The sequence below is a fragment of the Actinacidiphila rubida genome (assembly GCF_900110255.1).
GTDB lineage: Bacteria > Actinomycetota > Actinomycetes > Streptomycetales > Streptomycetaceae > Actinacidiphila > Actinacidiphila rubida.
The window spans coordinates 1-12,369 of record NZ_FODD01000086.1 but is presented as its reverse complement, the minus strand read 5'-3'; the positions used below and the strand labels follow the sequence as shown (position 1 = coordinate 12,369).

Genomic DNA, 12,369 nt, shown 5'->3' with positions numbered 1-12,369 from the left:
AACCACGGCGAACGGTGGGCCGGGCGCGGCGGCGCGTGGGCAGGCGGGGTGCCGCCCAAGACGCGCGGTGGGCCGGGCGCGGCGGCCCAGACGCCGGCGGGGTGCCGCCGAGGCGCGGGAAGGCTGAGCGGGAGGATGGCGTACCTGGGCGGAGCCCACTTGGCGGGGTGCCGCCGAGGCACGGTGAACGTTGGGCGAGGGCGGAGGCCCGGACGGTGGCGGGGTGCCGCCGAGGCACGGTGAAGGCTGAGCGGGGGGATGGCGTACCCGGGCGGAGCCCACTTGGCGGGCCCCCGCCGCACGCGGGACCATGCCCGGATGGGCGACTACCGCGAGTGGGCGGCCGGGGCCACCCCCGGCGTGACGGTGTGGAGCCGCCCCGGCGGCACCGGCCGGTACCGCGTGCTGCCCGACGGCTGCATGGACATCGTCTGGCACGACGGCACGTTGCTCGTCGCGGGCCCCGACACCGTCGCGCACGTCGCGCACGACCCTGAGGACAGCCACTACGCCGGGCTGCGCTTCGCGCCCGGCGTCGGGCCCGCCGTGCTCGGCGCGCCCGCCCGCGAGCTGCGCGACCTGCGGGTGCCGCTCGACGCGCTGTGGCCCGGCGCGCGCGTCAGGGAGCTGGCCGGCCGCGCCGCGGACGAAGGCCCGGCCGCCGCCCTCGAAGCCTGGGCCGCCGCCCGGTTCCGGGCGATGGCGCCGGCCGATCCGGTGCCCGGCGCGGTCGCCGCCGCCCTGGCCGCGGGCGGCACCGTGTCCGCCGTCGCGGCCGGCACCGGCCTGGGCGAGCGGCAGCTGCGCCGCCGCTGCGAGGCCGCGTTCGGGTACGGGCCGAAGACCCTGGCCAGGGTGCTGCGCCTGCAGCGCGCCCTGGCGCTGGCCCGCGCGGGCACCCCCTTCGCGGAGGTCGCCGCCGAGGCCGGCTTCGCCGACCAGCCGCATCTGGCCCGCGAGGTGCGGGCCCTGGCGGGGGTGCCGCTCGGCGAGCTGCTGCGCCCGCCGGCGGCCGGGGACGCGCCGTCTCAGGACGCGGCGAACAGGTCGACCGCGTTGCCGTCGGGGTCGAGGACCACGGCGTAGCGCTGGCCCCAGAACGCGTCCCACGGCTTGTGCGTGCCGGTGTACCCGGCCTCCGTGAGCTCCGCGTGGACCGCGTCCACGCCCTCGGGGCTGCCGCAGTCGAACGCCAGGGAGATGCGCGAGCCGGTCGCGGGGGTCCAGTCCGGGTCGAAGGAGCGGACCGTGGCGATGGTGTCCCAGGCCAGGCGGAGCCCGCCGGGCAGCGGCACCTCGACGTGCGGCTCGGCGTCCGCGGTGGGCGGGATGTCGAGGCCCAGACGCCGGTAGAAGGCGAGCGAGGCCGCCATGTCGGCGACGACGAGGCCGATCAGGTCGATGCGGGGGGTGATGGGTGCGCTCATGTCCGCCACGTTAGGCGGGCCGGACGCCCGAGGTCTTGAACGAATCGGACGTCCGGCCCATGGACCTGCCGAGCGTGTGCCTGCACGCCCCTGCTGTCAGCTCGGCAGCGTCCAGCTCTGGTTGGCGGCACCCGTGCAGCTCCAGATCTGCAGCCGGGTGCCGTTCGCGGAGCTCTGGCCCGTGGCGTCCAGGCACTTGCCGGACTGCGGGTTGACCAGGGAACCGTTCGCCCCCGCCTGCCACACCTGGGAAGCGGTGCCGTTGCAGTCGTACAGCTGCACGGTCGTGCCGTTGGCGGTGCCCGCCGAGGTGACGTCCATGCACTTGCCGAGCGCCTGCAGGGTGCCCCCGGTCCCGACCGAACCGACGGTCCAGGTCTGCGCGCCGCTGCCGTTGCAGTCGTAGAGCTGGACGGCGGTGCCGTTGGCGCTGCTCGCGCCCGCGATGTCGACGCACTTGCCGCCGAGGCCGGTGATCGGCCCGCTGGGGGAGGCCGGCGGCGGCGTGGCGCCGGGCACGACGTCCGGGTTGTCGGCGTTGGTGAGCGTCTCCCACGCCACGAACAGGTCGTTGCTGCCGGCCGGGCGGCGCGACTCGGTGAGCGTCTGGGTGTTGGTCATCGCGATGCCGAGCCGGTTGTGCAGCGCATTGAAGCCGACCTCGGTGACCGGGCCGAGGCCCAGGTTGAGGCTGCCGCCGCACAGCCACGACGGGACGGCCGCACCCAGCTCGTACGTGGACTGGAAGCCCAGCGCCTGCCGCAGCCGCTCGCCGACCTGCGGGTACAGGTCCTGGCCCTGGATCAGCGCGGTCTCGGCGACGTCGGAGATCGAGGCGATCCCGTAACCGGTGTGGGTGAAGTCCCGGCAGGTCTCCTGGGTGAGGCCGTTCACGAACGTGGACTGGCCCTGCCAGTAACCGATGATCTGCGCCGAGGTGGTGAGACCGCTGCCCGGCACGGTCTTGGGCAGCGCGCCGTCCGACGTCAGGTAGACGTACGCCGCGACCCGGTTGAGGTATCGGGTGATCGCCTTGTCGTAGTCCGACGGGTCGTCGAGGAAGACGGAGATGCCGACCGCGGCCTCCATCATCGCCAGCTCCCAGTTGCCGTTGCTGTTGGAGCCGTTGATGACCTCGGGCAGGTACACGGTGCGCAGCATCGTGGCGAACTTCGCGATGTCCGCCGCGGACCAGCCGGAGTAGGTGTAGCGGATGATCTCGGCGGCGCGCGGCCACACCGAGCCCGCCCAGCCGGTCTGCAGCGGGGCGTTGCTGTTGGTGTGCCCGGTGATCGTCGAGGCCCAGGCGTTCATCAGCTGGACGGACTTCTGGGCGTACGCGGTGTTGCCGGTGATGTACCAGGCGAGCGCGTCGGTGTAGGCGGCGATCGCGTCCTGCCGCTCGTCCGTGCAGCCGTAGTTGGGGTTGGAGTACGGCCCGCACTCGACGGTGGCGCGCGGCGCGGGCGTACGCGACAGCGAGGCGTACGAGCTCGCCATCATCTGGTTGTACGCGCTCTTCCACGGCTCGGCGTTCGCCTGCACCTTGGCCTTGACGAAGTCGAGCTGGGGCCGGCTGACGAGGACGCCGGGGTGCTGGAAGACGGCCGGGGCGGCGGCGACCGCCGGGGCGGCGACGGCGGGCGCGGCGGCCGGCGCGGGTGCCGCGGCGGCCGTGGTGCCGGTTACCGAGGTGGCGACGGCGGCGAGCACAGCCGCCGAGGTGGCCAGGGCGGCCGCGAGGCGAAACCGGTTACTACGAGGTGTGGGAGGTGTGCTGCGGAGGAAGAGGTGCATGGGGGGCTCCTGGAACAGCGGATCGCGGACAACTGCGGGCTGAGCGCGGAGAGTTGGTTTGGACCATAGGTCATTGACATGAACAACGTCTAGACCCTTGAATGCGGGCCACAGGCGCACGTCCCATCCGTCGCGCACGAGGAAGGCCCCCCACATGACCCCACCTCGATCCAGAACCCGTCTCCCGCAGGTACTGCTGCGGCTCCTCGCGCTGCTGGCCGTGGTCCTCGGCCTCGCGGCCGCACCCGCGCACAGCGCCACCACCCCCGCGTTCAACGTGATCGCCTTCTACGACGGCACCTACGACGCGGCGCACATCAGCTTCGTCCACGAGGCCAACGCCTGGTTCCCCCAGCAGGCCGCGGCCAACGGCTTCACGTACACCGCCACCAACGACTGGACGAAGCTCAACACCGCGAACCTCGCCAACTACCAGGTGGTGATGTTCCTCGACAACTACCCGGGGACGGCCGCCGAACAGAGCGCGTTCCAGACGTACATGGACAACGGCGGCGGCTGGATCGGCTTCCACGTCGCGGCCTACAACGACACCTCGTCGAACCAGTGGTCCTGGTACCACCAGACGTTCCTCGGCACCGGGCTGTTCGCGTCCAACTCGTGGGGCCCGACGTCCGAGACGCTGAAGATCGAGGACCCGAACCACCCGGCGACCGCGGGCCTGCCGGCCACCATCACCTCGTCCGTCAGTGAGTGGTACAGCTGGCAGAACGACCTGCGGCAGAACCCGGCCATCGACATCCTGGCCTCGATGGACCCGTCGACGTTCCCGATCGGCACCGACCCCAACCAGACCTGGTACAGCGGCTACTACCCGATCGTCTGGTCCAACCGCAACTACAAGATGGTCTACAACAACTTCGGCCACAACGCGATGGACTACACGACGAACACCACCCTGTCGTCGACGTTCGCCAGCGCCCAGCAGAACCAGCTCCTGCTCCAGGAGATCAAGTGGGCGGCCGGCCAGTCCGGCCCGGTCACCCCGCCGACCACGACGACCGGCCCGATCCACGGGTACGGCGGCAAGTGCGTGGACGTCGCGGGCGCGAGCAGCGCCAACGGCGCCGCCGTGCAGCTCTACGACTGCAACGGGACCAGCGCGCAGAACTGGACGGCGGGAAGCGGCGGGACGCTGCAGGCGCTCGGCAAGTGCATGGACGTGACGGCCGCGGGCACCGCGAACGGCACGAAGGTGCAGCTGTACGACTGCAACGGCACCGGCTCCCAGGTGTGGCAGCCGGGGGCCAACGGCTCGCTGGTCAACCCGCAGTCCGGGAAGTGCCTGGACGCCACGGGACCCAGTTCGGCCAACGGCACCCGGCTGCAGATCTGGAGCTGCACGGGTGCCGCCAACCAGAACTGGACGCTGCCCAGTTGATCCGCCCGTCGCCCTGACCGGCTGACGACCGGACGCGGCGGTCCCGCTCCCGCCAGGAGCGGGGCCGCCTCGGGGCCGTGCCGGGGCCGCCCCGGGCCCGTGCCGGTGCGGTCGCACGGAGCAGGCTCAGGCCGGATAGGCGTGCGTCTGCGCGGCCTTCACCGAGGCCCACACCGGCGTCCCGGTCTCCAGGCCGAGTTCGGCCACCGCGACCGTCGTCAGATCGGCGGCCAGCGGCAGGCCGCCGGCCTCGCCGGTGAGCGCCACCCGGATCTGGTCGCCGTGCGACTCCATGCCGGTGATCACCGCCCGCCAGGCGTTGCGGGCGCTCGACTCGGGCCGGGTGCGGTGCAGCGCGACCGCGCTCGGCGGAAACGCCACGAACACCGGACCGCTGAGCTTCTCCGCGGTGGCCAGGGCCAGTTCGGGCCCGATCGCGACCTCATGGCCCTCCGCCCGGCCGCGGTACAGGTTCAGGCCGACCAGGCGCGCGACGTAGTCGGTGCGCGGGCGGCGCGCGATCTCGGCCGGGGTGCCCTCCTGCACCACCGTGCCGTGCTCGATCACCACCAGCCGGTCCGCCAGCACCATCGCGTCCAGCGGGTCGTGCGTCACCAGCACCGCGACCGCCTCGAACGCGGCCAGGTGGCGCCGCAGTTCGGCCCGCACGTCGAGGCGCGCACCCGCGTCCAGCGCGGCCAGCGGCTCGTCGAGCAGCAGCATGCGCGGCCCGGTGGCCAGCGCCCGGGCCAGCGCCACGCGCTGCGCCTGGCCGCCCGAGAGCTGCCGCGGTTTGACCCCGGCGTGGTCCGACAGGCCCATGCGCGCCAGCAGTTCCGCCGCCTCCGCCCGCGCCCGCGCCTTCGGCACTCCCTGGCAGCGCGGCCCGAACGCCACGTTGTCCAGCGCCGAAAGGTGCGGGAAGAGCAGGTAGTCCTGGAAGATCACGCCGACCGGGCGGCGCTCGGGCGCCACCCGCCGGCGCCGCCCCGGCTCGTCCAGCGGCACCCCGTCCAGCTGGAGCCGGCCCCCGGTCAGCGGCGTCAGCCCGGCCAGCGCCCGCAGCGCGGTGGTCTTGCCCGCGCCGTTGGGCCCCAGCAGCGCCAGCACCTCGCCGGGGGCGACCCGCAGCCGCACGTCGAGCCGGAACGCCTCGCGCTCCACCACCAGGTGGGCGTCGAGGCCGGGTGGCGTCCCCGTCACCGCGTCCTCCACGGTGCCGGTCATGCGGCGCCCACTCCCGTCCAGCGCTCCCGCAGGCCGGCCAGCACCGCGACCGACACCGCGAGCAGCACGAGGCTGAGCGCGACCGCGGCGGCCGGGTCGTCCTGGAGGGCCAGGTAGACCGCCAGCGGCATCGTCTGGGTACGGCCGGGGAAGCTTCCGGCGAAGGTGATCGTCGCCCCGAACTCGCCGAGCGCGCGGGCCCAGGCCAGCACGGCGCCCGCGGCGACGCCGGGCGCGATCATCGGCAGCGTCACCCGGCGGAACGCGGTGAAGCGGGAGGCGCCGAGGGTCGCGGCGGCCTCCTCGTAGCGGGTGTCGGCGGCGCGCAGCGTGCCCTCGACGCTGATCACCAGGAACGGCATCGCCACGAACGCCTCGGCGACCACCACGCCCGCCGTGGTGAACGGCAGGGTGATCCCGAACGCCGAGTCCAGCCAGCGCCCCACCACGCCGTTGCGGCCCAGCGCCAGCAGCAGCGCCACGCCGCCGACGACCGGCGGGAGCACCAGCGGCAGGGTCACCAGGGCGCGCACCAGCGCGCGGCCGGGGAAGGACGTGCGGGCCAGCAGCCACGCCAGCGGCACCCCCAGCACCAGCGAGACGGCGGTCGCCGACGTCGCGGTCTCCAGGGAGAGCCGCAGCGCCTGCCACACCCCGGGACTGGACAGCTGGTGCGGCAGGCCCCGCCACGGCGCCCGGATCAGCAGTGCCAGCAGCGGCAGCAGCAGGAACGCCAGCCCGACCAGTGCAGGCAGCAGCAGGGGCAGCGGCACGCCGCCCCCGCCGAAGGGGCGGCGGCCCGGGCCGCGGCGGCCGGAGGACCGCCCGGGACCGGGGCGTTCGCCCGGGCCCCTGCGGGTCGCCGTGGAACTCATCGCTGTGTCACGAACCTTGCGTTCAGGGCTTGAGGAAGCCGGCCTCGCCCAGCACCTTCTGGCCCTCGGCGGACCGCACCAGCGCGATGAACGCCTGCGCGGCGGTGGCGTTGGGCGCGTTCTTCAGGGCCACGATCGGGTACGCGTTGATCGCCTTCGCCGACTCGGGGAAGTCGACGCCGTCGACCTTGCCGCCGGCCGCCTGCACGTCGGTCCGGTACACCACCGACGCGTCGACCTCCTTCAACTCCACCTTCGTCAGCGCCGACTTGACGTCCTGCTCGTAGGAGACCGGGGTCAGCTTCAGGCCGCTGGCGGTCAGCGCGTTCTGGGCGGCGGCGCCGCACGGAACGGTCTTGGCGCACAGCGCGACCTTCAGGCCCGGCTTCGTCAGGTCCTTCAGCGAGGCGATGTGGGCGGGGTTGCCCGGCAGGGTGGCGATCTCCAGCTGGTTGCGGACGAAGGTGGCGGGTGTCCCGCTGCCGTCGCCCGCGTCGGTGACCGTCTTCATGGTCTTGGGACTCGCGGCGGCGAAGACGTCCGCGGGGGCGCCGCCGGTGATGCTGGCCGCGAGGGTGTCGCTGCCGCCGAAGTTGAACGTGACCTTGGCGCCCGGGTACGCCTTCTGGAAGTCCTCGCCGAGCGTGGTGAAGCTCTCCTTCAGCGACGCGGCGGCGAACACCGTGACCGTGCCGGAGACCTTCGGCGCCGATGAGGACGCCGCCGTCGAACCCGCCGACGGCTTCTGGGAGTCGGAGGACTGCGAGGAGTCGGACGACGAGGAGGAGCAGGCGGTCAGGGCCAGCAGGGCGGCGGCGCTGACCGCGGCCCCCGCGGTGAGGCGGCGCATCGCGGTACGGGTTGTCACTGGGTGTCTCCCTCTCTGCCGCGCACGGGTGCGCGGATCCACGGCCGGGTCCTGTCCGGGGCCCGGCTCGTTCACGGCGTCTCCACGACCACGTTGGTGGACTTGATCACGGCGACCGCCGGCACCCCCGGCTCCAGAGCCAGTTCCTCCGCCGACTCCCGGCTGATCATCGACACCACCCGGAACGGCCCGGCCTGGATCTCGACCTGCGCCGAGACGTCGCCGAGGATCACCTCGGTGACGATCCCGGCGAACCGGTTGCGGGCCGACGACCCGGTGCGGGCCTTCTCCTCGCCCTTGAGTTCACGCGCGAACGCGGCGAGCGCCGGCCCGGGGATGATCCGCCGGTCCTGCTCGTCGCGCTCGGCCGGCAGCCGGCCGCTGTCGACCCACCGCCGCAGGGTGTCGGCGCTGACCCCCATGAGTGCCGCGGCCTCACCGATCCGGTACGTGTGCATGTGCAGATGATAGTGCCGCAGATGCGAGGGGGAAGTCACCTGTCACATCGCATCATCCGCACGATCAGGCCGCGGGGCCTCGCTGGTGCGAACCTACGAACCGGCCGGCCGGCCGGGTACGGCGGCGGCGGCCGGGGCCGCCCTGGCGGTGTACCGGCGCCCGCACCCGCCTACCGCCGGAACGTGGCGCGGCTGACCGGGGCGGGCCGGGGCAGCAGCAGGCCGTCCACCGTGAGGTCCACCCGCTCGTTGTAGAAGCACATCAGCCCCTTGATGGGCTGCAGCTGCCGGGTCGGGAAGTCGTAGGCCCAGGCGATGTCGCGGTGCACGCCGGCCGTGGTGTGTGCCGACCAGTAGCCGCTGGTGTTGCCTTTGTACGGGCAGGACGTCACGGTGTCCGACGGCTGCATCTTGGTCAGGTCCACGTGGACCTTGTCCAGGTAGAAGCGCGTGGGCAGCCCGGTCTCGAACACGGTCACGCACGAGGGCGCGTCGGCCAGCAGCGTGCCGTCGACCTCCACCCGCACCCGGCGGCCGGAGCGCAGCGCGTCGACCCGGGTGTAGGGGTTGCGCGGGTGGACGAAGACCTCCTCGTCCTCCTCGAACCACGCGTCGACCGCGTTCCACTCCAGCCGGACGGTGCCCTCCAGACCCTCGGACGAGCCCTCCTGCCACACCCAGGCCGCCGAGCGCCGCAGCGTCTCCCCGGCGCGCAGGGCGTGCAGCCGCACCGGCCCCGGCGCCCAGTCCTCGGTGCGGCCCTCGTCCTCCAGCTCCGCGCCGGTCAGGTCCTCGACCGGGATGCTGTACTGCGGATAGCCCGGCCACTCCCACACGTAGCGGGCCCGCCGGGTGTCGAGCACCGGGCGCCCGTCGACATAGGCGCGGATGCGGCGGGGCACCGGCTCGGTGTGACCCACCGGGACGATGAACCCCGGGTAGTTCTGCGCCGGATCGGTCCTTACAGGTGCGGCCATCGTCACGCGAACCTTCCTGTGCGGCCCTGCTGGAAGCCTCGCGGCAAGGATCGCAGAGGCCCGCCGGGGCGGCACCCGGGCTCGGCCGTCCGGGCGGCGGGACCCGCACCCCTCCGGGGCGGGGCACACGGGGTGGGACGGGCGACGGGCTCCGCGCGGGACGCGGCGCCGCCCGCCGGACACGTGTCCGGCGGGCAGCGCCCGGGAGCGGCCGCCGGTCAGCCGGCGGCCCAGCTGGTCAGCCCCGCCCCGTAGGCGTACAGCGGGTTGCCGTACGTGGTCGGGACCGTCTGCCCCGCGTCGATCTTCGCCCGGATGTCGGCGCGCTCGGCGTCCGTGGCCCCCAGGTCGTACGGCAGGTCCCAGGCCTCGTTCGCGTCGGCCTGGGTGTCACCGCCGCCCGGCTTGAGGATCTGGTCCAGGCTGCGCGGCAGCTGCCACGGCAGGTGCCCGTGCGGCGTGTAGTCGCCGAAGAGCAGGCTGGCCGTGGCCGGCCCGACCTCCTCGCCGCCGCGGTACGTCACCACGATCGCGTCCGCCAGGGTGTTCCAGTCGCTGATCACGATCGGCCGGGGCAGTGTCAGCACGACCACCACCTTGATGCCCTGGTTCTTGTAGTTCTGGATCAGGGCGACCTGGTCGGCCGGCAGGTACGGCTGGGTGTCCGGCCAGGCGGTGGCGTGGGTGTACGACGGCTCGCCGACGTACACCACCGCGACCTTCGGGGTCGGGCCGCTGCCCTGGTAGACGTTCACCCCGCCTTGCCCCGCTCTCGCCTTGAGGGCGTCGAGCTGGTCCAGGGAGCCGTAGTCGGGGTGGAAGTAGCTCGACCAGATGCAGCACGACGCGCCGTCGGTCGCCCGGTCGCCGGCCACCGCGATGCTGTCGCCGGAGTTCAGCTTCAGCGGCAGCACCCCGTCGTTCTTCAGCACGGTGTTGGACTCGCGCGACGCCTGGTTCGCCAGCTGCACGTAGGACGGCTGGTGGAACCGGTAGGGCCCGTTGACCGGGTCGCCGTACGGGTGGTCGAAGACGCCCAGCTCGAACTTGAGCTTCAGGATCCGCGACACCGCGTCGTTGATCCGGGCCAGCGGCACCCCCTGCTCGAAGCTCGCCATGGTGAAGCCGGTCGCGCCGGGGTCGGCGCCGCCCATCACGTCGGAGCCGGCGTTGGCCGCGTTGATCCACGCGCCCGACGGCAGCCAGTCCGTGGTGATCAGGCCGGTGTACCCGAGGTTCTGCCGCAGGTACGCGAGGATCTTCGCGCTGTCGCCCGCGCCGGGACCGCCCGGGTCGAGGTACGAACTGCCCGCGTAGCCGGGCATGATGTTGACCGCCCCGGCCTCCATCGCGGCCTTGAACGGGATCATGTGGTACTTGATCGTCACCCCGTCGTAGACGATGCCCGCCTCACCGCCCGCGCCCTCGCCCGGCCAGTGCTTGACCGTGGCCAGCACGGAACCGGGGTTCAGCTCGGGACCGCCCTGGAGGCCCGCCACCAGCGCCTTGAGCTGCGCGGCGGCCACGTCGGCGTTCTCGCCACCGCCCTCCTGGATGCGCGGGTACAGCACCTTCGTGCCGACCTCGGCCAGCGGCGACAGCGTGCCGCGCGCCCCGACCTCGAGTTCCTCCTCCCGCTGCATGTTGCCGAGCTGGTAGTCCAGCGGGTAGTCCTTGCCCGCGGACAGCGTGCTCTGCAGCGGGTACGTCGTCTGGTACCCGGCCGTGGTGTCGCCCGCCGACACCGGCGGGATGCCGAGCCGTGTCGCGGCCGTGGACAGCAGCACGTTGTTCAGGTCGGCGGGCTGCGCGGGTCCGAAGTGCCAGCCGGACATGGGGTACTGCTGCACGTTGTAGAACATCTGGTACGCCTTCTCCTCCAGCGTCATCCTGCCGAGGAGGTCGTTCACCCGCGTGTCGACCGACAGCCGCCAGTCCTCGTACGGCTCGATCGTGCCGTCCTTGTTGAGGTCGCGGGCGCCGTTGATGATGTTCACGCCGTCGGCGACCTGCTCGATGTCGGGCAGGTAGACGCTGAACTGGCGGATGTCGGAGGTCGTCCTGGCCCCCGAACCGCTGACCGCGACGACGTACCACTTGTACGTCCAGCGGTCCGTGATGTCCCAACTGGGCGTGTAACTGGTGCCGGTGGGCTCGGCGACCTTGGTGTACAGGTCGAGGAGGTTGCCGGAGGCGGTCCAGTCGTAGTCGGTGCGGCTGATGTTGATCCACACCTCGTAGTGCGCGGTGCCGCCGGCCGCCGCCCAGGACAGCGCGGGCCGGCGGGTGTTGGTGACCATCGCCTTGTCGGCCGGCGCGCTCAGTGCGAACTGCCCGGTTGTCGCGGGGGCCTTGGTCGGGCCGGAGAGCATCGGCGGGGTCGCGGTGGTGGTGTCCACGGTGCCGTAGACCTGGAACTCCCACAGCGAGTAGCCGTATCCGGTCGCGCGGGCCGTGCCGTAGAACCGGACGTAGCGGCCCTTCCCGGTGACCGGCAGCTTCTCGATCCCGCCGGTGCCGGTGGTGGTCGTGTAGATCGGGGTCCAGGCGGTGGCGTCGTCCGACACCTCGATGCGGTAGCCGCTGCCGTACGCCGACTCCCAGTTGAGCACGACGCCGCTGATCGAGGCCGTGCCGCCGAGGTCCACCTGCAGCCACTCGTTGTCGGTGTAGAGGCTGGACCAGCGCGTGGTGGTGCGCCCGTCGAGCGCCGCGGCCGGCGCGTTGGCGCCCTCGTAGGACGACGCCTTGACCGGCTTGAACGCGGAGATCACCGTGCCGGAGAAGTCACCGCCGCCGGGCGGGGGAGTGGTGCCGCCCCCGCCGCCGCTGGTGTACACCGCGAACTCCCAGAGGGAGTAGCCGTATCCGGTGGCCCGGGCGGTCCCGTACATCCGCACGTAGCGGCCGGTGCCGCTGACGGCGAGGTTCTGGGTGCCCCCGGTGCCGGTCGTGGTCGCGTAGGCGTCCGTCCAGTTGGTGCCGTCCGCCGACACCTGGATCTTGAACGCGGTGGCGTAGGCGGCCTCCCAGGTGAGCGACACCTGGCACAGCGCCGCCGACGCGCCGAGGTCCACCTGCAGCCACTGCGGGTCCGAGGCCGCGGACGACCAGCGGGTGCCGGCGTTGCCGTCGACGGCGGCCGAGGCGGGAGTGCCGGCGTTCTCCGTGGAGGACGCCGTCGCCGTGCGGCCGAGCGCGGCGTCGGTGGTGCCGCAGCCGCCGGACACCGACGTGCTGCCGTAGACCTGGAACTCCCAGAGGGAGTAGCCGTATCCGGTGGCGCGGGCCGTGCCGTACATCCGGACATAGCGCCCGGAACCGTTTACGGCGAGCGTCTG

General features: G+C 72.9%; 9 protein-coding genes and 3 pseudogenes. 2 read left to right on the top strand and 10 right to left on the bottom strand.

Going from position 1 to position 12,369, the window contains the following annotated elements; translation table 11 throughout:
- Nucleotides 1–318 precede the first annotated feature (318 nt).
- Nucleotides 319–1,086 (top strand): helix-turn-helix transcriptional regulator, encoded by a 768-nt coding sequence (locus BMW99_RS38220; protein WP_069463977.1) that lies wholly within the window; start codon nucleotides 319–321, stop codon nucleotides 1,084–1,086.
- On the opposite strand, the gene BMW99_RS38215 is transcribed toward BMW99_RS38220, so the two are convergent.
- From BMW99_RS38215 to BMW99_RS38205, 3 genes and pseudogenes are all read right to left on the bottom strand, one after another.
- A complete protein-coding gene (locus BMW99_RS38215; protein WP_218108421.1) occupies nucleotides 1,029–1,427 on the bottom strand; it encodes a VOC family protein in 399 nt (132 codons plus the stop codon). The genes BMW99_RS38220 and BMW99_RS38215 overlap by 58 nt on opposite strands.
- Nucleotides 1,428–1,523: 96 nt before the next feature.
- On the bottom strand, nucleotides 1,524–1,946 hold the full coding sequence (locus BMW99_RS42555) for a ricin-type beta-trefoil lectin domain protein (RefSeq protein ID WP_245791800.1): 423 nt from the start codon (nucleotides 1,944–1,946) through the stop codon (nucleotides 1,524–1,526).
- A gap of 6 nt (nucleotides 1,947–1,952) precedes the next feature.
- Nucleotides 1,953–3,224 (bottom strand): annotated as a pseudogene (locus tag BMW99_RS38205) (alginate lyase family protein); the annotation flags it as partial.
- Between the two features lie 154 nt (nucleotides 3,225–3,378).
- Here BMW99_RS38205 and BMW99_RS38200 point away from each other — a divergent pair.
- Entirely contained in the window at nucleotides 3,379–4,623 is a 1,245-nt protein-coding gene (locus tag BMW99_RS38200) for a ThuA domain-containing protein (protein ID WP_069463978.1), read from the top strand.
- Nucleotides 4,624–4,749: 126 nt separating this feature from the next.
- Here the strand turns inward: BMW99_RS38200 and BMW99_RS38195 are convergent, their stop codons facing one another.
- The 7 genes and pseudogenes from BMW99_RS38195 to BMW99_RS43285 form a co-directional block, all read right to left on the bottom strand.
- Complete coding sequence (locus tag BMW99_RS38195) at nucleotides 4,750–5,850, bottom strand: ABC transporter ATP-binding protein (protein WP_069463979.1); 1,101 nt, start codon at nucleotides 5,848–5,850, stop codon at nucleotides 4,750–4,752.
- Nucleotides 5,847–6,725: an ABC transporter permease gene (locus tag BMW99_RS38190; protein WP_107451583.1), complete on the bottom strand. Its 879-nt coding sequence runs from the start codon at nucleotides 6,723–6,725 to the stop codon at nucleotides 5,847–5,849. The genes BMW99_RS38195 and BMW99_RS38190 overlap by 4 nt, the downstream gene beginning before the upstream one ends.
- A 22-nt stretch (nucleotides 6,726–6,747) precedes the next feature.
- Nucleotides 6,748–7,575 carry a molybdate ABC transporter substrate-binding protein gene (gene modA, locus BMW99_RS38185; protein ID WP_079138482.1) on the bottom strand — a complete coding sequence of 276 codons (828 nt, stop codon included), beginning with the start codon at nucleotides 7,573–7,575 and terminating at the stop codon, nucleotides 6,748–6,750.
- 89 nt (nucleotides 7,576–7,664) lie between these two features.
- On the bottom strand, nucleotides 7,665–8,051 hold the full coding sequence (locus BMW99_RS38180) for a TOBE domain-containing protein (RefSeq protein WP_176735506.1): 387 nt from the start codon (nucleotides 8,049–8,051) through the stop codon (nucleotides 7,665–7,667).
- Between the two features lie 170 nt (nucleotides 8,052–8,221).
- On the bottom strand, nucleotides 8,222–9,028 hold the full coding sequence (locus BMW99_RS38175; RefSeq protein WP_075018390.1) for a DUF427 domain-containing protein: 807 nt from the start codon (nucleotides 9,026–9,028) through the stop codon (nucleotides 8,222–8,224).
- Nucleotides 9,029–9,246: 218 nt separating this feature from the next.
- Nucleotides 9,247–10,794, bottom strand: a pseudogene (locus BMW99_RS43290) (glycoside hydrolase family 3 C-terminal domain-containing protein); the annotation flags it as partial.
- 552 nt (nucleotides 10,795–11,346) lie between these two features.
- Nucleotides 11,347–12,369 (bottom strand): annotated as a pseudogene (locus tag BMW99_RS43285) (discoidin domain-containing protein); the annotation flags it as partial.